Here is a 20,787-nt window from a genome sequence, read left to right as displayed (position 1 = left end):
GCCGACCGTACGAGCCTACTCACCCGGCATCGTGTGCCCGCGCGCGGTCGATGCGCGGTGGGGTCAGCGCTTGGCCGAGGTGTCCGTGTCGAGGATGCGCGCGCCAGGCACCGGTCCGCTCGCGGTGCGGACGCTGCGGGCGACGCCGGCGCCCGCGAGTTCCGCGGCCACCGCGACGGCGGCGTCCTCGCTCTCGCAGAGGAAGGCGCAGGTGGGTCCGGAGCCGGACACCAGCCCCGCGAGCGCGCCCGTGCCGACGCCGGCGCGCAGCGTGCGCCGCAGCTCCGGCTTCAGCGAGACCGCGGCCACCTGGAGGTCGTTGCCGAGCAGCGGAGCGAGCTGGTGCGGATCGCCGGAGGCGAGCGCCTGCATCAACCGCTGGGGTTCGCCGAGCCGCGGCGGGTCGCCCAGTTCGCGCAGCCGGTCCAGTTCGGCGAAGACCGACGGCGTGGACAGCCCGCCCTTGGCCAGCGCGAGCACCCAGTGAAAGGTGTTGCGGGACAGGACCGGAAGCAGCCGTTCGCCGCGGCCGGTGCCGAGCGCGGTGCCGCCGTGCAGCGCGAACGGGACGTCGCTGCCGAGTTCGGCGGCGACCGAGGCCAATTCGTCGCGGGAAAGGCCGATGTCCCATAGCTCGTTCAGGCCGACCAGCGCGGCGGCCGCGTCGGCGCTGCCGCCCGCCATGCCGCCCGCGACCGGAATGCCCTTGCTGATGGTGATTTCCACCAGCGGCGCCCGCCCCGCGAGGTGCGCGAGGCGCACGGCCGCCTTCCACACCAGATTGTTGCGGTCGGTGGGCACCTCGGCCGCGCCCTCGCCGGTCACCCGGACGGTCAGCGCCGACGACGGCGCGAGCTCGAGATCGTCGCTGAGCGAGAGCGCCTGGAACACGGTGGTCAGGTCGTGGTACCCGTCCGCGCGCAGGTCGCCGACGCCGAGGTGGAGATTCACCTTCGACGGTGCGCGCACGGTGACGGGGCTTGGCACTACTGACAACACGGTGTTCAAGCCTAGTGGGTGGGTCCGACAATCGCCGGGCTCGATATCCGTCATTCACCCGCCGTGATCCGTTTGGTCACAACAGCGCACCGCCTGTCGCATCAATCCACTGACCGGTCACCCAGCGGGCGTCGGCGGAGGCGAGGAAGCCGACGATATCGGCGACCTCAGCGGGCTGCGCCACCCGCCGCAGCGGCGAGAACGCCGCGACCGCCGCCTCGGCCTCGGGATTGCGCAGCCACCCCGCGTTCATGTCGGTGTCGATCACGCCGGGGGCGACCGCGTTCACCGTGATGCCGCGGGCCCCGACCTCTTTGGCCAGCACCGCGGTGAACGAGTCGATCGCCGCCTTCGTCATCGTGTACGCGATCAGCTCGGGCATGCCGAGCCCGTGGGTCAGTCCGGTGGAGACGTTGACGACCCGACCGCCGTCGCGGAGCCGGTCCAGACCGAGTTTGGTCACGAAGAACGGCGCCTTGGTGTTGATCGCGAAGACCCGGTCGAAGGCCGCCTCGTCGGTGCCGCCGATCGGCTCGCGGATGCCGTCGGTGCCCGCGTTGTTCACCAGGATGTCCAGGCCGTCGGCGAGCGCGTCGAAGGCCGCCCACAGCGCGGCCGCGTCGCCGGGCACGCCGAGTTCGGCACGGAAGGCGAAGGCAGCGCCGCCCGTCGCCTCGATCGCGGCGACGGTGTCCTTCGCGGCCTGCTCGTTTCCGTTGTAGTGCACGGCGACTCGCGCGCCGTCGCGTCCCAGCCGTTCCGCGACGGCGCGCCCGATGCCGCGGCTGCCGCCGGTCACCAGTGCCGTCTTACCAGTCAGTGTGCCCATGACCGGGCCCCTTTCTCTAGTGATCGCTACAGAATGGGACAGTAGCAGATTATCTAGTGATCGCTATAAAATCCGAGTCATGAGCACAGCGCCCCGGGGCCGACCACGTTCCTTCGACCGAGAAGCAGCGCTGGACAAGGCGCTACGCCTGTTCTGGGAACGCGGCTACGAGGCCACCTCGATCGGAGACCTGACCAAGGAACTCGGCATCGGCCCACCGAGCTTGTACGCGGCGTTCGGCGACAAGACGAAGCTCTTCGCCGAGGCCGTGGCGATCTACGGCGACAGCTACGGCGACTTCACCACCCGCGCCATCACCGAGGAGCCGACGGCGACCGCGATGACCCGCCGGATCCTGCGCGAGGCGGCCGCCGAGTACACCGCACCCGGCAGGCCCGCGGGATGCCTGGTGATCAGCGCGGCCGTCAACACCACCAACGCGGAGGTCGCCGAATTCCTTCGCGGACTGCGCAATCGCAACGTCGCCACGTTCGCCGCGCGCATCCAGGCCGACATCGACGCGGGAGAGCTGCCCGCCGACACCGACGCCGCGACCCTGGCGCGCTACGTGGCAACGGTCCTACAGGGGATGTCGCAGGCGGCACGTGACGGAGCGAGCCGGGACGAACTGGAACGGGTGGCGGAACTGGCAATGCTGGCGTGGCCCGCCGACTGAACGAGCCGGGTCGAACTGCTTGCGCACGCATACCCATAGGGGGTATGTTCACATTCGTCGGAGATACCCCGGCACCGTATGATTGCAGCGAGCGAAGGAGTTGGAGATGGCCACCACCACTTACACCGTCAAGGGAATGACCTGCGGGCACTGCGTCAGCTCTGTCAAGACGGAGATCGGCAAGATCGACGGCGTCACCAGCGTCGACGTCGATCTCGCGACCGGGGCCGTGCGCGTGGACAGCGCCGCGCCGCTGGCCGACGCGGATGTGGCCGCCGCGGTCGACGAGGCGGGGTACGAGGTCGCCGTCTGATGCGGGATCGGCTGCGGTTCGCCGCGTTCGGTGGCGGGCTCGTCGTGTTGCTCGGCGCAGCGCTCGGAATCGGCGCCCTGGTGGGCGATCCGTCCGAGCGGGGCGTCGAGCACAGCGGCGTCGTCCACGACGGGTCGTACCGGTCGACCGGGTTGTCGGACTCCGAGTCCGGCTACACCCTCGCCGACCTGAGCGCCCCTGCGTCGCCGAACCGCGCCGGTCTCCTGCGCTTCCGCATCACCGGTCCCGATGGCGCGCCGGTCACCCGATTCGCCGTCCGGCACGAGAAGCCCCTGCATCTCGTCGTCGCCCGGTCGGACGGCGCCGAGTACCGGCACACGCATCCGACGATGGCGGCCGACGGCACCTGGTCGGTCGATTGGACTTGGCCCGCACCGGGGACGTACCGGGTCTTCGCCGACTTCGCGCCGGAGACGGGCGTCGGATCGGGCGGTCTGGTGCTGAGCCGGACCGTCACGGTCGCCGGGGACGCGGTCGCGCGGCCGCTGCCGCCCGCCGCCGAGACCGCTTCGGTGGACGGCTACCAGGTCCGGTTGCAGCGTGACTCCGGCGACCTGCGGTTCACCGTGACCCGCGACGGTCGGCCCGTCACCGATCTCGAGCCGTACCTCGGGGCCTACGCGCATCTCGTCGGCCTGCACGCGCCGTCCCTCGCCTACCTGCACGCGCATCCGCAGGGCGAGGTAGGCCGGACGAGTCCGGGCCCGGAAGTCGCGTTCCACGTCGAGCCGCCCGTGCCGGGGCCCTACCGGCTGTATTTCGAATTCGCGCACGGCGGTTCGGTGCACACCGCCGAATTCACCCTCGAATTCGAGCAGCTCTCCACAGCGCCATCCACATCCGGCGGCGGACACCATTCGGGTGGCGAACACCGATGACCGCGACCGCGGGCCATGCCGCTCTCGAACTCGAGATCGGCGGCATGACCTGCGCGTCCTGCGCCGCGCGCATCGAAAAGAAACTGGGCAGGCTCGACGGCGTCACGGCCACCGTGAATTTCGCGACGGCGAAGGCAAAAATTCGCTATCCACAGTCTGTTTCGGCTGATCAACTGATCGCCGCGATCGAAAACGCGGGTTACACGGCGCACCTGCCCGAGCCGCCCGCGACCGAAGCCGACCGGTCCCACGACGCGGAACTCGCCGCACTGCGCCACCGCCTGCTCGTCAGCTTGGCGCTGGCCGTGCCGGTGATCGCCATGGCGATGATCCCTGCGCTGCAATTCGAGAACTGGCAATGGCTTTCGCTGACCCTCGCCGCGCCAGTGGTGTGCTGGGGCGGGTACGAATTCCATCGCGCCGCCCTGATCAACGCCAGGCACGGCACCGCCACAATGGACACGCTGATCTCGGTCGGCACGCTCGCCGCGTTCAGCTGGTCGGTGTACGCGCTGTTCTTCGGGCACGCCGGGATGGCGGGCATGAAGCACTCGTTCAGCCTCGGCATCGCCCGTGCCGACGCCGCGTCCAACGTGTATTTCGAGGTGGCCGCGGGTGTCATCGTGTTCATCCTGGCCGGGCGCTACGCCGAGACGCGGGCCAAGGACCGCGCCGGTTCCGCGCTGCGCGCCCTGATCGAACTCGGCGCCAAGGAGGTCTCGGTGCTGCGCGGCGATACCGAGGTGCTCGTGCCCATCGACGCACTGCGCGTCGGCGATCGGTTCCTGGTGCGGCCCGGCGCGAAGATCGCCACCGATGGCGTTGTGGTGGAGGGCGATTCGGCCGTGGACCAGAGCCTGCTGACCGGCGAGTCGCTGCCGGTGGACGTCGGCCCCGGCGACCCGGTGATCGGCGCGACGGTGAACACCGGCGGTCTGCTCACCGTGCGCGCCACCCGGGTCGGCTCCGACACTCAGCTGGCCCGGATGGCGGCGCTGGTCGAGGAGGCGCAGAACGGAAAGGCCCCTGTGCAGCGGCTCGCCGACCGCGTGGCGGGGGTCTTCGTGCCGATCGTCTTCGTGATCGCGGGCCTCACGCTGGCCTACTGGCTGATCACCGGCGCACCGACAGCGGTGGCGTGCGGCGCCGCGGTCGCGGTACTGATCATCGCCTGCCCGTGCGCCCTCGGCCTGGCCACACCGACCGCACTGCTCGTCGGCGCCGGGCGCGGGGCGCAACTAGGGATCCTGATCAAGGGCCCGCAGGTGCTGGAGTCGACGCGACGCATCGACACGGTGGTGTTGGACAAGACCGGGACCGTCACGACCGGTCGGATGACGCTGGTCGGGGTGATCGCGGACGAACGCCCAGACGAAGTGATCGCGGGCACCGGCGAACGATCCGCGCCGGTTGATTCACATGCCTCAGCCGCACGGCCGCGCGCCAACGAACCGCACACGCGCCCCGACGAACGGCGCTCTCCCGCCGACGAATTGCTCGCGCTGGCGGCGGCCGTGGAGCACGGCTCCGAGCATCCCATTGCGCGCGCGGTGGTGGCGGGTGCGCGTGAACGCGGGTTACGCCCGGCGCCGGTGCAGCGGTTCACGAGTCATGGCGGTAAGGGCGTGTGCGGGCTGGTCGACGGGCGGGACGTGGTGATCGGCCGCGCGGAACTGCTGGCCGAACGCGGCGTCGTCCTCTCCCAGCGCCTCGCCGTTGCGAAGGAGAACGCCGAGCGCGACGGCGCGACCGCGATCGCCGTCGCCTGGGATGGCGCGGCGCGCGGGGTCCTGGTGCTGGCCGATGCGGTGAAACCGACGAGTGCCGCCGCGATCGCCGACCTGCGCGCCCTCGGCCTCACTCCGGTACTGCTCACCGGCGACAACGCGACGACGGCCCGTTCGGTCGCCGACCGCGTCGGCATCGATGAGGTCATCGCCGAGGTGCTGCCCGACGACAAACTGCGCGCGGTCCGCGAATTCCAGGACCGTGGCCGGGTGGTCGCCATGGTCGGCGACGGCGTGAACGACGCGCCCGCCCTGGCCGTCGCCGATCTGGGCCTTGCCATGGGCGGCGGCACGGACATCGCCGCGGAAGCGGGCGATATCGTGCTGGTGCGCGACGACCTGCGTGCCGTCGCCACCGCGATCCGCCTGTCCCGCGCCACCCTGCGCACCATCGAGGGCAACCTGTTCTGGGCTTTCGGCTACAACGTCGCGGCCATACCGCTGGCCGCCGCGGGCCTGCTCAACCCGATGCTCGCCGGGGCGGCGATGGCCCTCTCCAGCGTTTTCGTCGTCACGAACAGCCTGCGGCTACGCCGTTTCCGCTGACCGATCGGAAAATCCGCCAGCAGTCACCGATCACGTCCGACGCCTATTCGGCCTGGCCGGTAACCGGCCGCGAAAGCTTCCCGACCGCGAAGGCGACCGCTGAGTCAACCGATCCACTCGAACAACTGCCACCAAGCAGCGCGTGCCACGACGCGCCCGCGCAGTCGTAAGCGGTTGGACAGTGACCGCTACTTTTGCGCGGCCAGCCGGACGAAGGCCGCGGTATCCAGCGTTTCGCCCCGCGCCGTCGGATCGATACCCGCGGCAACCAACCGCCGCTCGGCCTCGGCAGGCGATCCGGCCCAACCGGACAGCGCCGCCCGCAACGTCTTCCTGCGTTGCGCGAAGGCCGCGTCGACCACCTCGAACACGCCGCGGCGGTGCTCGTCGTCCATCGGCCAGGGCGGCTCGGCGAAGCGCTGCACGCGCACCAGACCCGATTCCACTCGCGGTACCGGCCAGAAGACCTGGGTGCCGACCGCGCCCGCGCGACTCACCTTGCCGAAGAATCCCGCCTTCACGCTGGGCACCCCGTAGATCCGGCCGCCCGGCTCGGCCGCGAGGCGGTCGGCCACCTCGGCCTGCACCATCACCAGAGAGGTTGTGATGCTGGGCAATTCGGCGAGAAGGTGCAGCAGCACCGGCACCGCGACGTTGTACGGCAGGTTCGCCACCAGCGCGGTCGGCGCGGCGGGCAGGTCGGCGGCGGCGACCCGCAGCGCGTCGGCATGCACCACCCGCAGCCGGTCGGCCAGCTCCGGCGCACGGTCGGCGACCGTCACCGGAAGATGCTCGGCGAGCACCGGATCGATCTCGACCGCGATCACCGAATCCACCACGTCCAGCAGCGCGAGCGTCAGCGAGCCGAGGCCGGGCCCCACCTCCAGCACGGTGTCGGCGCGCCCGACGCCCGCCGCCGCGACGATCCGCCGCACGGTATTCGCGTCGTGCACGAAGTTCTGCCCGAGCTGCTTGGTCGGCCGCACTCCGAGTCGCTCGGCGAGCACCCGCACCTCGGCAGGCCCCAACAGCGCGGCACTCCCCCTTGCAGAAACATCGGCATCGGACACCCGCAAAACCTACCAACCCGGCATATCCCGCGCGCCCACCCTCCCGGTGAGCACGCCGCGGACCTCGCCCGCGCCGCGCAGCGCCCGCGTGGGCGCGGTGCGCGAAGCTCACGGACCGGACGGGGTCAGCGTTGGGTGGGGTTCTCGCCGATGCGGGCTAGGAAGATTCGACGGCGGCCCACATGGCTGGACTCAACTGGGTGTGCTGGCCGGCGCCAGGGGCGGTCTGGGCGTCGACGTCGTTGGCGGCGAACTGGGCGATCAAGGCCGGGTGCAGCGGAGAGGGCACCCGGCGCCGCCCACCTCAGGACGACGCCGCGTAGAGATGCGTGGATCAGGTGAGGCCGAGCCTGCTGGTGCAGGCGGGCCAGGCGCCCCAGCCCTGCCGAGCCCTGGTCACCTCGGCGATGGCGATCTGCTCCTCGCGGGTCGCCATGTCGGCGCGCGGGGCGTAACGCAAACCGCCCTGCCGCTCCCAGGTGCTCTGGTCGAACTGGATGCCGCCGAAGTAGCCGTTGCCGGTGTTGATGGCCCAGTTGCCATTGGACTCGCAACGGGCCAGCGCGTCCCAGATCTGGCCGTCGCGCACCTCGGGCACCTCGGTGCCCGGCTTGGCGCCCTTGCGCACGGTCTTGGGCTGGGCGGGCACGGAGACCACGGACTCGATCGCCTTGCGGTCGACTTCCTGGCCGTTGACCATCGTCACCGCGAAGGTGACGTCGTGCATGCCGGGCACGCCGGGGTTCTCCACGACGGTGCGACTCATGTTCATGGTCTCGTCTTCGATGACGTTCTCCGGCGGATCCAGCGGCAACGTCTCGGTGTGACGCTCGATCCGCTTGCGGGTGACCACGATTCGCAGGCCGTCGGACAGCGGGGTGCTCGGCGCGGGCTCGACGGTGTCCTGCTCGATGAGCGGAATGCCCGCGACGGAGAGGAATTCGCCCACGGTCGGTGCGGCGAGCCGCACGTCGACCGGAGCACCGATGCCGTCGAGCAGCGACACCGAGCGCGGGCTCGCGATGCGCAGCGACGCGCCGTCCAGCGGCAGCCGCTCGTCGCGGGAGGGCCAGACGTAGCTGTCCCTGGGGATGTTCAGCTGGGCGAGCGCCTCGCCCGCGGTGAGGCCGGTGGTCCACACCGTCTCGGACTTGCCGTCCACGGTCAGCGCGACCGCGCGCGCCCGGTTCAACACGATGGTCGCGCCGTCCGTCACGGCCGAGCCGCGGCCAGGCCGGACCGAGTCGCGATCGGTCAGGTCGAAACCGGCCGCGCGCAGCACGCCGTCGACGTTGCGCGACATGGTGTTCAGGATCGACCGCTCGCCGTCCACGACGACCGTCACCGTCTTGCGATTCACGATCGCCATCGAAGCGCCGACGATCAACGTCAGCAACAGCGCCGCGACCGCCGCGTACAGCAGCGGCGAACGCGACTGGTTGATCCTCATCAAAGGCGACATGGTCACAGTACGATAACGAAGGGGTCGCCCCTCGACAAGACATCCCGTCGCCACCTTGGGAACAGCAGATCACGAGACGGTATCGACACCGCAGGTAGATAACAGCCTTCGTGACCTCGAGTGACCTGGACCACACAGTGGGTTTCCAGTCCCCGCACCCGGGTATTCGCGCGCTCGCGCCCTCAGGTGCCCGCGCCCGTGCATTCAGACGCGAGCGCCCACGCCCTCAGATGCCGTAGACGCGCCGGGCGTTCGCCGTGGTGATCTCGGCCAGTTCGCGCGGATCCTGCTCGCGCAGGTCGGCGAGCGCGCGCACCGTGTACGGCAGGCAGTACGACTCGTTCGGCGCGCCGCGGAACGGGTGCGGCGTCAGATACGGGGCGTCGGTCTCCACCAGAATCTGCTCGTCCGGCACCACCTTGGCGGCCTCGCGCAACTCGTGGGCGTTCTTGAAACTGACCGTGCCGGAGAAGCTGAGCACGTACCCCTCGGCGACGCAGGACAGCGCCATGTTGGCGTCCGAGGAGAAGCAGTGGAAGATCACCGTCGACGGCGCGCCCTCGTCCAGCAGGACGGTCAGCAGGTCGTGGTCGGCCTCGCGGTTGTGGATCATCAGCGGCTTGCGCACCCGCTTGGCCAACTCGATGTGCCAGCGGAAACCCTCGACCTGGGTCTCTATGTCGGCGCAGCCGTCGAGCTTGCCCGGCCAGTAGTAGTCGAGGCCGGTCTCGCCGATCGCGACGACCCTCGGATCCACCGCCAGCCGCTCCAGCTCCGCCTTTGCGGCGTCGTCCAGCGCGTTGGCCCTGGTGGGGTGCAACGCGACCGCGGCGTAGACGCGCGGATCCCAGTGCGCGGCACGCACGGCCCACTGCGCGGCGGCGAGATCGTCGGCGACCGTGACCACCTTGCCGACGCCGACCGACGCGGCGCGGTCCACGATGGCGGCGGTCGACTCCGCGTCCGTGGCGCCGCAGGCGTCCAGATGGGTGTGCGCGTCCACCAGCGGCGCGAGCGGCTCGGGCAGATCGGGCGCGGGACGACGCGCCGCGCTCACGACTTCGCCTTGCTGACGCCCGGCTGCGCCGTGCGCGCCGGGCGGCCGCCAGGTCCTGCGGGCATATTCACGTGAGCGACGGAAAGCACGCGCATTACAGTAGACACACCATGAGCGCAGCTGAACGCCCCGCCTTCTACATCACCACGGCCATCGCCTACCCGAACGGTGCGCCGCACATCGGGCATGCCTACGAGTACATCTCGGCGGACGCCATCGCCCGGTTCAAGCGACTCGACGGCTACGACGTGTTCTTCATGACCGGCACCGACGAGCACGGTCAGAAGATGCAGCAGGCCGCCACCGCCGAGGGGATCCCGGTGGAAGAGCTCGCCGCGCGCAACTCCGACGTCTTCGAGCAGCTCGACAAGACGCTCGACATCTCCTACGACCGGTTCATCCGGACCACCGATGCCGACCACCAGGCGGCCAGCATCGCGATCTGGGAACGGATGCTCGCCAATGGCGACATCTACCTGGACAACTACTCGGGCTGGTACTCGGTGCGCGACGAGGCGTTCTACACCGAGGCGGAGACCACGCTGCTCGACGACGGCAGCCGCGTCTCCACCGAGACCAACACGCCGGTGGAGTGGACCGAGGAGTCCAACTTCTTCTTCCGACTGTCGAAGTACCAGGACCGGCTGCTCGCGCTCTACGAGGAGCACCCCGAATTCATCGCGCCCGCAACACGTCGCAACGAGATCGTCAGCTACGTGAAGGAGGGCCTGAAGGACCTGTCCATCTCACGGACCACCTTCGACTGGGGCGTGCCGGTGCCCGAGCACCCCGACCACGTGATGTACGTCTGGGTGGACGCGCTCACCAACTACATCACCGGCGTCGGCTTCCCGGACACGGAATCGGCTGCGTTCCAACGATTCTGGCCCGCCGACGTGCACATCATCGGCAAGGACATCACCCGCTTCCACACGGTGTACTGGCCTGCCTTCCTGATGTCGGCCGGGGTGGAGCTGCCGAAACGCGTGTTCGTGCACGGCTTCCTGTACAACAAGGGCGAGAAGATGTCGAAGTCGGTCGGCAATGTGGTCGACCCGCTCGAGCTCGTCGACGAATACGGCGTCGACGCGGTGCGCTTCTTCCTGCTGCGCGAGATCTCCTACGGGCAGGACGGCAGCTACAGCCACGACGCCATCGTCGGCCGGATCAACAGCGACCTGGCCAACGAGTTCGGCAACCTGGTGCAGCGCAGCCTGACGATGGTGAACAAGAACTGCGACGCCGCCGTGCCGACGCCGGGCGAGTTCACCGCGGAAGACCGCGCGCTGCTCGACCGCGCGAACGGTCTGCTGGAACGCTGCCGCACCGAATACGACGCCCAGCAGATGCATCTCGCGCTCGAGGCGATCTGGCTGACCCTTGGCGAGACCAACAAGTACTTCTCGGCCCAGGCGCCGTGGGCACTGCGCAAGTCGGGCACCGAGGAAGATCTCGCCCGCATGGCGACGGTGCTGTACGTGACGCTCGAGGTGGTCCGCATCGTCGCGATCCTGGTGCAGCCGGTGCTGCCAGGGTCCGCGGCCAAGATCCTCGACCTGCTTGCCCAGCAGGGTCGCGCCTTCACCGACCTCGCGACCCCGCTCGTGCCGGGCGTGCCGCTGCCCGCTCCGGAGCCGGTGTACCCGCGCTACGTGGAGAAGAAAGACTGACAAACCCGCGTCGGCACGGTGCTCACTGACCGACCTCCGTCGGCACGGTGCCTACCGACCGACCTCCGTCGGCACGGTGCTCACTGACCGTCGGCACGGTGATTCGCGTACGAATCACCGCGCCGCGCACGGATTTCCGCGTCACTTCCAGCGTTCGAGCAGCCGGTTGGCCTCGGTCGCGAGCGCGAACTGGAGGAAGGGGCCGAAGCTGATCCGCGCCACGCCCTGCGCGGCGAGTTCCGCGCGGTCCGACTTGTCCGGCAGGCCGATCGCGTTGACCGGCAGCGGCAGCTCCGAGGTCAGCCTGCGCATGTCCGCGTCGGAATGCCGCCCGACGGGGTACAGCACGTCGGCGCCTGCGGAGGCGGCCAGCGTCAGCCGGGCGATGGCCCGGTCCATGCGATCGGCTTCGTCGCCGACCTGCCGGAGGAACAGGTCGGTGCGGGCGTTGACCACGACGTGCACGCCCGCCGCGTCGGCGAATTCGCGCAGCCCGTGCACGAAGTCGGCGTGCTCTTGGTCGCCGCGCAGCCGACCGCCCTCGCTGTGCACGGTGTCCTCGATGTTCAGGCCGACCGCGCCCACGTCGAGCAGGCCCTCGATCAGCTGGGCGGGCTCGTGGCCGTATCCGGCTTCGATGTCGACGGAGATCGGCACGTCCACCGCGTCGGTGATCTGCCGGACGCGAGTCAGCAGTTCGGCGAAGGTCATGCCCTCGTTGTCCCCGCGCCCGATCGAGTCGGCGACCGGGTGACTGCCCACGGTGAGAGCCGAAAAGCCAGCGGCGACAGCGAGATTCGCCGACCATGCGTCCCACACGGTGGGCAGCACGACCGGATTGCCCGGACGGTGCAGCGCGAGCAGTTCCTTTGCCTTGCTTTCCAAAGTGGTCATACACCGATCATGGACCCCGCCCCGGTCCGCCGCAGTGTGACACACCCCATTCCGGCGGCGGCCCAGGTCGGACGAGTTCGTCATCCGCCGGGCCGGCGCCCAGTTCAGCAGGCTGCCGGTTTCGACGGGCAGTTGAGGTGCGTGTCGAGCACCCTGGCGCCGGGTCCCTCGTCACCGAGCCGGTCGCGCTCGTTGACCAGTTTGCAGCTGCCGAGTGAGAGGCAGCCGCAGCCGATGCAGCCGGTCAGGTTGTCGCGCAGGCGGATCAGCTGACTGATGCGATCGTCGAGATCCTCCCGCCACGCGGTGGAGAGGGTCTCCCAGTCGCGCCGGGTGGGAGTGCGGCTCTCGGGCAGTTTGTCCAGCGCCTCCCGTATTTCGCTGAGCGGAATGCCGACCCGCTGCGAGATGCGGATGAACGCGACCCGGCGCAACGTCTCGCGGGTGTATCTGCGCTGATTCCCGCTCGTGCGGCGGCTGGTGATCAGCCCCTCGCGCTCGTAGAAATGCAACGCGGAGACGGCTACTCCGCTACGCTCGGACAGCTGCCCGGGGGTCAGTTCCTTTGCTCGCCAATCGGCTGTCGACATCACGCTCCTCCATTCACCTAAACAATACTTCAGGTTAGGATGTCCTGGGGACGAATTCGGACGCCCCAAGGCATTGGGGGGCCGATTTCCGTACCGTTGCGCCGATCGCGAACTACGGTCGGAGGATGGGAGCAGACGCTGTGCCCGTCGACCACGAAAAGGACAGGCGCGGGGGCGGGCCCGACCGCGCCGACGAACCGCGTTACGGAGTGACTTCCGAGGTAGGAGCGCTGCGCACGGTCTTGTTGCATCGGCCCGGCGCCGAACTGCGCAGGCTCACCCCGCGCAACAACGATCAACTGCTGTTCGACGGCATCCCCTGGGTCGAGCGAGCCCAGCAGGAGCACGACACCTTCGCGAACGTGCTGCTCGGCCGCGGCGTCGAGGTGCTGCTGCTCTCGGATCTGCTCGCCGAAACCATCGCGGCCAGCGGCGCGGCGCGAATCCAGGGCATCTCCGCCGCCGTCGACGCGCGCAGGCTTGGCCACGCACTGGCCGACGAGCTGGCCGCCCATCTGCGCGGGGTACCCGCCGAGGAACTGGCCGAGATCCTGATGGCGGGCATGACCTTCGACGAGCTGCCGTTCGGCCCCGACGCCGCCTCCCTGGTGCGGCGGATGCACCACGGCGCCGATTTCGTCATCGACCCGCTACCCAACCTTTTGTTCACCAGGGACTCCTCGTTCTGGGTCGGCCCGCGCGTCGCGATCACCTCGCTCGCGCTGCCGGCCAGGATGCGGGAGACCTCGCTGACCGATCTCATCTACGCCTTCCACCCGCGCTTCCTCGGGGTCCGGCGGGCCTACGAATCACATACCGCGCCGATCGAAGGCGGCGACGTGCTGCTGCTCTCGCCCGGCGTCGTCGCCGTCGGCGTCGGCGAGCGAACCTCGCCTGCCGGTGCGGAAGCGTTGGCGCGCAGCCTGTTCGACGACGGCCTCGCGCACACCGTGCTGGTGGTCCCGATCGCGCAGACCCGCGCGACCATGCACCTGGACACGGTGTGCACCATGGTCGACACCGACGCCGTGGTGATGTACCCGGCGGTCCGAGACGAGCTGCGCGCGTTCACGATTCACCGCGAGGACGACTACGCCGTGCGCGAGGGCGGCGGCGGGGTGACGATGCGCGGACCCGATCCGTTCCTGCCTGCGGCGGCCGAGGCGATGGGCATCGGCAAGCTGCGGGTGATCGACACCGGACTCGACGGTGTCACCGCCGAGCGCGAGCAGTGGGACGACGGCAACAACACCCTCGCCGTTGCGCCCGGCGTCGTGATCGCCTACGAGCGCAACGAGATGACCAACGCGCGGCTGCTGGACGCGGGCATCGAGGTGCTGCCGATCCCAGGCTCGGAACTGGGCTCGGGGCGCGGCGGCCCGCGTTGCCTGTCCTGCCCGCTGGCCAGAGACGACGTGTGAGCCGCCTATGTTCACCGTCACGATCAGCCACGATTCGCCCATCCCGCCGTACGAACAGCTGCGGCTCGCGGTCATCGCGCAGGTGCGATCCGGCGAGCTGACCGCGGGCACGAAGATTCCCACCGTGCGCGCCCTGGCCGCCCAGCTGGGCCTGGCGCCCAACACCGTCGCGCGCGCCTATCGCGAACTGGAGGCCGACGGCGTGCTGGAGACCAGGGGCAGGCAGGGTTCGTTCATCGCGTCCTCCGGTGACCCCACCCGCGACGCGGCCGGACGCGCCGCGACCGCGTACGTGTCGGCCATCAGGCGGCTCGGCCTGGACGACGAAACCGCCCTGCGCTACGTGAAATCCGCGCTGGAGACCGGGCACTGATCGACGCCGTAGGCCGGGGTCCGCCGCGCGGGCGGACCTTCGTCTAACGCCAGCTCGGCAGCCAGAGGTGGTCGTGCCAGCTGCCCGGCGTGATCGGCAGCGCCGTCAGGATCGGCCACAGCCAGATGAAGTTCGCGACCACCAGGCCGAGGTAGAGGCAGACGGCGAGCAGCCCGAGACTGTGCCGTTCGCTGGGGACCGCGGGCAGGAAGGTCCCCGACGGGCTGCGCGGTATCGGCACCGGTCGAGCCTGGCCCATGACGTCGCCCAGCGCCAGCGCGAGGCCGATCATCAGGAACGGGGCGAGCGGCACGGCGTAGAAGTAGTACATCTGCCGGTCCAAGGTCAGGAACCAGGGCAGCAGCGCCGCGCCGTAGCCGGTGAGCACCGCGGCATAGCGCCAGTCGCGCCGGACCACGCTGCGCCAGAGCATCCAGGCGAGCAACGGGAGGGCGACCCACCAGATCGCCGGGGTGCCGATCAGCATCACGGCCTTGACGCACTGCGCCTGCTCGCAACCGGTGACGTTGGTGTCGGCGTAGTAGTACAGCATCGGCCGCAGACCCATCGGCCAGGTCCACGGCTTGGACTCCCACGGATGATGGTTGCCCGCCGAGTTGGTCAGGCCTTCGTGGAAGTGCAGCGACTCGCCGCTGTAGAACCACAGCGAGCGCAGCGCGTCGGGCAGGAACGACCATGTTCCCCCCGACCCCACCTGATTGCCGACCGAGTACCGGTACACACCGGTCTCGCTGACGAACCAGGCCCAGTAGGTGGCCAGGTACACCCCGACCGGGATCAACACGAGCGCGTAGAGCGCGGGGCCCACATCGCGCAGCGCCGCGCCGACCCAGGGCTTGCGCACCCCGTACGCGCGGCGCGCGGCGACGTCGAAGCAGACGCTCATGATGCCGAACGCGGCGATGAAGTAGATGCCGGACCATTTGGTGCCGCACGCCAGCCCGAGCAGCACGCCTGCGCCGAAACGCCACCAGCGCACGCCGAGCCGCGGACCCCACGGTGTCGCACCGATGCGTCCCTCGGCGTCGACGAGCGCCATTCTGGCCCGCAGCTCGTCCCGGTCGACCACCAGGCAGCCGAAGGCCGCGGTGACGAACAGCGCCATGAAGATGTCGAGCATGCCGATGCGGGAGGAGACGAACAGCAGCCCGTCGGCGATCGTCAGGATGCCCGCGATCGCGCCGATCAGCGTCGATCTGGCCAGCCTGCGCGCGATCCGTACCACCAGCAGCACCAGCACGGTGCCCGCGAGCGCCGCCGTGAACCGCCAGCCCCATCCGTTGTAGCCGAACAGGAACTCCCCGATCGCGATCATCTGCTTGCCGACCGGCGGATGCACCACCAGGCCGTAGCCGGGGTTGTCCTCCACACCGCCGCCGGTGAGCATCTGCCACGCCTGCGGCGCGTAGTGCTTCTCGTCGAAGACCGGCGTTCCCGCGTCGGTCGGATAGTTCAGCATGGTGAACCGAGTCACCGCAGCGAACGCGGTCAGAACGGCAGTGACCAGCCACCCCCGCAACGTGTCGAGGGGGCCGAAATCGGGCGACGGCCGGAGCGGCGCTGGACTCGACCAGGTGGGCACTGCCCCGGGTACGGTCGCGCGGGAGGTCACCTGGGTCACGCCCCGATCGTATTAGGACCGCGCTCCCCCGAAACTGAGCGGTACGAAGTACCCGTACCCGCGAGTCGGCTCCGGCGGTGCGTAAACCGACGACGGATCACCTACAAGCGCTCAATGGCATGCCGCCGCCTGGCTCGGGCCATGCGCAGGCTATCGACGGACAGCGCGTCCCGCAGGCGGCCACCGGGCGTCGGCTCCGCCGGGCGTAGGTGATGGACGGGCTATGTCCGGCAGCGCCATCAGGCGCACCTCCGCTTCCGCTCCAGCCATGCGCAAGCTGTCCAACTGTGCCCACCTGCGCCCACTAGGCTTCTGGTGTCCGGTGGTTGCCGGGTACCGAGCGAGACGGGAGTGCGGTGGCAGACGAGTCGACTGCGGGGGACGCGGGCCGAGGATCGGCGGGCGGGCGGCTGGTGCTCGCGGCGACGCCGATGGGCGATATCGGTGACGCGTCCCAGCGCCTGCGCGAAGCTCTCGGGTCCGCCGACGTGGTCGCCGCCGAGGACACCCGCCGCACCCGCGCGCTGGCCAAAGCGCTCGGCGTCGAGATCACCGGCCGGGTGGTGAGCTTCTACGACCACGTCGAAACCACCCGCGTTCCAGCGCTGCTCGGCGAGATCGAGGCTGGGCGCACGGTGCTGCTGGTCACCGACGCCGGCATGCCCTCGGTGAGCGATCCCGGTTATCGGATGGTCGCGGCCTGCGTCGAACGCGACCTGCCCGTCACCTGCCTGCCGGGTCCGTCGGCCGTGACCACCGCGCTCGCCCTGTCCGCGCTGCCCGTCGAGCGCTTCTGTTTCGACGGCTTCCCGCCGCGCAAGCCGGGTCCGCGCAAGGAATGGCTGCGCACGTTGCGCGAGGAACCGCGCGCGTGCGTCTTCTTCGAGGCGCCACACCGGCTCGCCGAATGTCTCGCCGATGCCGTGGAGGTGCTCGGACCCGATCGCCGCGCCGCCGTCTGCCGCGAACTCACCAAGACCTACGAGCAGGTCGTGCGCGGCACCCTGGCCGAACTCGCCGAGTGGGCCGCCGACAGCGCCCGCGGCGAGATCACCGTCGTCCTGGAGGGCGCGCAGCCCAAAGCCACCGACCCCGCCGATCTCGTGCCCGAGGTCGAAGCCCTCACCGCCCAAGGCCTGCGCTTGAAAGACGCCTGCGCCCACATAGCCACCGCCAACAACGTCTCGCGCCGCGCCCTGTACGACGCCGTCCTCGCCGCCCGCGACTAGTTCGCAGACCATCAGCGGCTGCGCTACCGACCCGCTGTAAGGCTCCCGACCGACGCGCCAGTGCACCCTGGCACACAGCGTTTGTAGGCGCCGGGTAGACACCGGCTGCGCGCCCTGAGAGGCGTACTCACCCCCTGCAAGGGCCTCTTGATGCCGGTACACCTGGCTGCCACACAGCTTTTCGAGGCATCACATAGGCACCGGCTGTGTGAGGCGTGTGAAACCTGTGTGGGACGCGACTAGCGCGCGAGGACGGCGAGCATGCCTGCGACAGCGCGGGGCCAGGTGAATTGTTCGGCGCGGTTGCGGGCGGCGCGGCGGCGGGCGACGGCGGGCAGGGCGAGTACGTCGGTGACCGCCTCGGCGAACGCGGCGGGATGATCGGCGGCGATGGCGCCGCAGTCGGCGGTGACGATGTCGGCCAGCGCCGAGGACCGGCTCGCGACCACCGGCGTGCCTGCGGCCAGCGCTTCCAGCGCAGCGAGCCCGAAGGTCTCGTGCGGGCCCGGCGCCAGCGAGACATCCGCTGTGGCAAGCAGTTTGGCGACCATCGCGCGGTCGGTGATGAAACCGGTGAAGTGCACCGCAGGCTGGCCGCTCGACAGCGGCGGCAGCGCGCGGGCGCGCCGTTCCAGCGCGTCGCGGCGGGGGCCGTCGCCCGCGACGACGAGACGCGCCTCGGTGCCCACCTTGCGCAGTTGCGCCACCGCCTCGATGCTGCGGTCGACGCGCTTCTCCACGGAGAGCCGCCCGCAGTGCACCAAGAGCGGATGCCCGGCCGCCGCGAGGTCGGCACGCAGCCTGCGGTCGCGCCTGCGCGGGCTGAACAGGTCCAGATCCACCCCGAGCGGGACCAGCTCGACATTCGGCGCGCCGATGCGCAGGAACTCGGCGCGCGCGAATTCCGTTGTGCAGACCACGATGTCGTATTCAGCTGCGGTGCGGCGGTTGGCGATGTCGGCGCAGCGACGGGCCAGCCTGCCCGGCATGACCTGACCGAGCAGCCGGTCGAGCCGTTCGTGCGAGATCATCACGCTCGCCACGTCGCGCCTGCTCGCCCAGCGGCCGAAGCCGCGCAGCGTGAGCCGGTCCGACACCTCGAGCACGTCGGGCCGCAGGCCGGTCAGCACGTCGGCGACCCGGCGCGGGTCGGCGGCGCGGTAGCCGCCGGTCCAGGGAATGGCCAAGGCGGGCAGGGTGATTCGCAGCGCCCCACCGGGCAGCACCTCCTCGGTGCGACGCGGTCCCGGCACGATCAGCACCACCTCGTGCCCCGCCGCCACATACCCCTCACCCAGATGGTGCAGGGCGGTGCGCAGGCCACCCGACCGCGGACCGTAGAAGTTCGCCAGCTGCACGATGCGCACCCGCCGATCGTCGCAGCGCAACCGGATACCCCCGGCACCGTAGCGCTCAACGTCCGGTGAACAGCAGTGAAAGAACCGGGGAAGCGGTCAGTGCTTGGCCACGCCGCGCGCGGCACGGGGCAGGTCCAGGTCCAGCGGAATCCGGCCGAGCGCCAGATGCGATTCCACCTGGTCCGATGGCATCGGCCTCGCGATCAGAAAACCCTGTGCCCGGTAGCAACCGAGGCCGACCAGGGTCCGCGCGGCCACCGCAGTCTCGACACCCTCGCCGACCACGCCGAGCCCGAACGAACCGGCCAGGCCGATGATCGATTTCACGATGGCCAGGTCGTCGGTGCTCGCGCCGAGCCGCTGCACGAAACCGCGGTCTATCTTCACCGCGTCGACCGGCAGCGCCTTCAGGTGCGAGAGCGAGCTGTAGCCCGTGCCGAAATCGTCGATGGCGATCTGCACGCCCATCCGCTTGAGTCCGCGCAACGTCACCTGGGTGCGCGCCAGATCCTGTACGACCACGTGTTCGGTGATCTCCAGGCAGACCGAACTGCCGTCGATGCCGAACAGCCGCAGGATGTCCTCGATCCGCTCCACGAAATCCAGACTCACCAACTGCACCGGCGACACGTTGATGCGCATCACCACGTTGGCGGCCAAACCCCTGCGGCGCCATTCGGCGAACTGCGCGCAGGCCGAGCGGATGACCCACCGGCCGAGCTCGCCCGCTAGATTCGTCGCCTCCGCGACGGTGACGAACGCGCCGGGCGGCAGCAGTCCCCTGGTCGGATGCATCCAGCGCACCAGCGCCTCGAGCGCGACGATCCGCCCGGTACGCAGGTCCACCTCGGGCTGGTAGTGCAGCAGCAGCGAGCCGTCGGAGACCGCGCCGCGCAGGTTCAGCTCGACGTCGTCCTGCAGCTCGAACTGGGCGCGCATGGCGTCGGTGAACACCGCAACGCCGTTGCCGCCGCCCGATTTGGCCGACAGCAGCGCGTGATCGGCGCGGCGCAGCACGTCGGCCACCGTGGTCTCGCCTGGGATGCCAACCGCCACACCGACGCTCGCGCCGCGACTCACCGATTCGCCGCCGACGGTGACGCGGCGGCCGATGAGCTGCTGGATCCTGGTCGCTTCCAGCTCGGCGGTGACGGCGTCCATGGGTTTGGCGGGCACTATGACGAATTCGTCGCCGCCGAGGCGGGCGATCATGTCGTTGGCGTCCAGATTCTCGCGCAGGCGCGAGGAGAGCGTGCGGATGAAATTGTCGCCCGCGGTGTGTCCGAGAAAGTCGTTGAGCGCCTTCAACCGGTCCAGGTCGAGGAAGAACGCCGCGACCGGCCCCGGATTGCCGGGGCGTAATCGGTCCTCCATGTGCTCGAGCAGCGCGCGCCGGTTCGCCAGGCCCGTCAGATCATCGTGCAGCGCGATGTAGCGCAGCCGCTCCTCGGCCACCACGCGCGCCTGCACCTGGGCGAACAAGGCGGCGATCGCCTTGAGCACGTTGAGTTCCCTGGTGCTCCAATCTCGGTCGCCCTGTTTGATGAAGCCGAGTACGCCGGTGGATTCGCCGCGCGAGATGAGCGGCACGCAGGCCATCGCCACCCGCGGAATTCCGGAGGAGCGCCGGATCGTCTCCTGGTAGTCGGCGGACTTGACGTCGGGGCGCACGATGATCGGCTCGGTGGCGAACTCGAGCTCACGGAACACCGAGTCGGCGTTCTCGAACTGGACCACCTTCAGCGGATCGGGGTCGGGGATGTCGCCGCGGTGCGGCCACTCCGCGATGAGCACGGTGGCGCGCCGTTCCCGGTCGGTGTGGCGCAGGTAGCTGAAGTCGACGTCGAAATGCTCGACCAATCTGGACAGCACGCGTTCGCTCGCCGCCACCATGGTCGTGGCGTCGACGCCCATCAACTCGGCGGCGACTTGCGTCACCAGTGAGTCGAGCGTTCGCCGAGGCACCTTGTCT

Annotated in this window: 19 protein-coding genes; 8 read left to right on the top strand and 11 right to left on the bottom strand. The window is 69.8% G+C overall.

Annotation, left to right across the window (positions count from 1 at the left end; translation table 11 throughout):
- Positions 1-63 precede the first annotated feature (63 nt).
- Together AB0H50_RS15770 and AB0H50_RS15765 are read right to left on the bottom strand one after the other, a co-directional pair.
- Positions 64-999: a 4-(cytidine 5'-diphospho)-2-C-methyl-D-erythritol kinase gene (locus AB0H50_RS15770; RefSeq protein WP_357452253.1), complete on the bottom strand. Its 936-nt coding sequence runs from the start codon at positions 997-999 to the stop codon at positions 64-66.
- Positions 1,000-1,075: 76 nt separating this feature from the next.
- Complete coding sequence (locus AB0H50_RS15765; protein ID WP_357452250.1) at positions 1,076-1,828, bottom strand: SDR family oxidoreductase; 753 nt, start codon at positions 1,826-1,828, stop codon at positions 1,076-1,078.
- 79 nt (positions 1,829-1,907) lie between these two features.
- Between AB0H50_RS15765 and AB0H50_RS15760 the strand changes: the two genes are divergently transcribed.
- The 4 genes from AB0H50_RS15760 to AB0H50_RS15745 all read left to right on the top strand — a co-directional run bounded on the left by AB0H50_RS15760 (position 1,908) and on the right by AB0H50_RS15745 (position 6,049).
- Positions 1,908-2,504 carry a TetR/AcrR family transcriptional regulator gene (locus AB0H50_RS15760; RefSeq protein ID WP_357452247.1) on the top strand — a complete coding sequence of 199 codons (597 nt, stop codon included), beginning with the start codon at positions 1,908-1,910 and terminating at the stop codon, positions 2,502-2,504.
- A gap of 106 nt (positions 2,505-2,610) precedes the next feature.
- The gene (locus AB0H50_RS15755) at positions 2,611-2,817 is read left to right on the top strand and encodes a copper ion binding protein (RefSeq protein WP_357401287.1); all 207 of its coding nucleotides are present in this window, start codon (positions 2,611-2,613) and stop codon (positions 2,815-2,817) included.
- Positions 2,817-3,716: a hypothetical protein gene (locus AB0H50_RS15750; RefSeq protein ID WP_357452244.1), complete on the top strand. Its 900-nt coding sequence runs from the start codon at positions 2,817-2,819 to the stop codon at positions 3,714-3,716. Before AB0H50_RS15755 ends, AB0H50_RS15750 begins: the two co-directional genes overlap by 1 nt.
- Positions 3,713-6,049 carry a heavy metal translocating P-type ATPase gene (locus AB0H50_RS15745; protein WP_357452241.1) on the top strand — a complete coding sequence of 779 codons (2,337 nt, stop codon included), beginning with the start codon at positions 3,713-3,715 and terminating at the stop codon, positions 6,047-6,049. The genes AB0H50_RS15750 and AB0H50_RS15745 overlap by 4 nt, the downstream gene beginning before the upstream one ends.
- A 188-nt stretch (positions 6,050-6,237) precedes the next feature.
- On the opposite strand, the gene rsmA is transcribed toward AB0H50_RS15745, so the two are convergent.
- From rsmA to AB0H50_RS15725, 4 genes are all read right to left on the bottom strand, one after another.
- A complete protein-coding gene (gene rsmA / locus AB0H50_RS15740) occupies positions 6,238-7,119 on the bottom strand; it encodes a 16S rRNA (adenine(1518)-N(6)/adenine(1519)-N(6))-dimethyltransferase RsmA (RefSeq protein ID WP_357452238.1) in 882 nt (293 codons plus the stop codon).
- A 157-nt stretch (positions 7,120-7,276) separates the two neighbouring features.
- Positions 7,277-7,408 (bottom strand): hypothetical protein, encoded by a 132-nt coding sequence (locus tag AB0H50_RS15735; RefSeq protein ID WP_357452235.1) that lies wholly within the window; start codon positions 7,406-7,408, stop codon positions 7,277-7,279.
- 45 nt (positions 7,409-7,453) lie between these two features.
- Positions 7,454-8,581 carry a transglycosylase family protein gene (locus AB0H50_RS15730; protein WP_357452232.1) on the bottom strand — a complete coding sequence of 376 codons (1,128 nt, stop codon included), beginning with the start codon at positions 8,579-8,581 and terminating at the stop codon, positions 7,454-7,456.
- Positions 8,582-8,807: 226 nt separating this feature from the next.
- Positions 8,808-9,638, bottom strand: a complete 831-nt coding sequence (locus tag AB0H50_RS15725) for a TatD family hydrolase (RefSeq protein ID WP_357452229.1) — start codon at positions 9,636-9,638, stop codon at positions 8,808-8,810.
- A gap of 71 nt (positions 9,639-9,709) precedes the next feature.
- On the opposite strand from AB0H50_RS15725, the gene metG reads away from it, so the two are divergent.
- Positions 9,710-11,308, top strand: a complete 1,599-nt coding sequence (gene metG, locus AB0H50_RS15720; protein WP_357452226.1) for a methionine--tRNA ligase — start codon at positions 9,710-9,712, stop codon at positions 11,306-11,308.
- A gap of 141 nt (positions 11,309-11,449) precedes the next feature.
- Here the strand turns inward: metG and AB0H50_RS15715 are convergent, their stop codons facing one another.
- Together AB0H50_RS15715 and soxR are read right to left on the bottom strand one after the other, a co-directional pair.
- Positions 11,450-12,202, bottom strand: a complete 753-nt coding sequence (locus AB0H50_RS15715; RefSeq protein ID WP_357452223.1) for an isocitrate lyase/phosphoenolpyruvate mutase family protein — start codon at positions 12,200-12,202, stop codon at positions 11,450-11,452.
- A 104-nt stretch (positions 12,203-12,306) separates the two neighbouring features.
- The gene (soxR, locus tag AB0H50_RS15710) at positions 12,307-12,792 is read right to left on the bottom strand and encodes a redox-sensitive transcriptional activator SoxR (protein WP_357452220.1); all 486 of its coding nucleotides are present in this window, start codon (positions 12,790-12,792) and stop codon (positions 12,307-12,309) included.
- Between the two features lie 125 nt (positions 12,793-12,917).
- On the opposite strand from soxR, the gene arcA reads away from it, so the two are divergent.
- Together arcA and AB0H50_RS15700 are read left to right on the top strand one after the other, a co-directional pair.
- Positions 12,918-14,213, top strand: a complete 1,296-nt coding sequence (gene arcA, locus AB0H50_RS15705) for an arginine deiminase (protein WP_357452217.1) — start codon at positions 12,918-12,920, stop codon at positions 14,211-14,213.
- 7 nt (positions 14,214-14,220) lie between these two features.
- Positions 14,221-14,586, top strand: coding sequence for a GntR family transcriptional regulator (locus tag AB0H50_RS15700; RefSeq protein WP_357452214.1), 366 nt, complete (start codon positions 14,221-14,223; stop codon positions 14,584-14,586).
- Between the two features lie 43 nt (positions 14,587-14,629).
- Here AB0H50_RS15700 and AB0H50_RS15695 read toward each other — a convergent pair whose 3' ends face one another.
- Positions 14,630-16,228 (bottom strand): phospholipid carrier-dependent glycosyltransferase, encoded by a 1,599-nt coding sequence (locus AB0H50_RS15695; RefSeq protein WP_357452210.1) that lies wholly within the window; start codon positions 16,226-16,228, stop codon positions 14,630-14,632.
- 356 nt (positions 16,229-16,584) lie between these two features.
- Here AB0H50_RS15695 and rsmI point away from each other — a divergent pair, with 356 nt between their 5' ends.
- The gene (gene rsmI, locus AB0H50_RS15690; RefSeq protein WP_357452207.1) at positions 16,585-17,457 is read left to right on the top strand and encodes a 16S rRNA (cytidine(1402)-2'-O)-methyltransferase; all 873 of its coding nucleotides are present in this window, start codon (positions 16,585-16,587) and stop codon (positions 17,455-17,457) included.
- A 239-nt stretch (positions 17,458-17,696) separates the two neighbouring features.
- On the opposite strand, the gene AB0H50_RS15685 is transcribed toward rsmI, so the two are convergent.
- Positions 17,697-18,824: a glycosyltransferase gene (locus AB0H50_RS15685; protein ID WP_357452204.1), complete on the bottom strand. Its 1,128-nt coding sequence runs from the start codon at positions 18,822-18,824 to the stop codon at positions 17,697-17,699.
- A gap of 87 nt (positions 18,825-18,911) precedes the next feature.
- Entirely contained in the window at positions 18,912-20,729 is a 1,818-nt protein-coding gene (locus tag AB0H50_RS15680) for an EAL domain-containing protein (RefSeq protein ID WP_357453397.1), read from the bottom strand.
- Positions 20,730-20,787: the final 58 nt, after the last annotated feature.

This window comes from Nocardia sp. NPDC050793, from assembly GCF_040654065.1.
Lineage (GTDB): Bacteria > Actinomycetota > Actinomycetes > Mycobacteriales > Mycobacteriaceae > Nocardia.
This window is presented reverse-complemented; position numbering and strand designations above follow the sequence as displayed.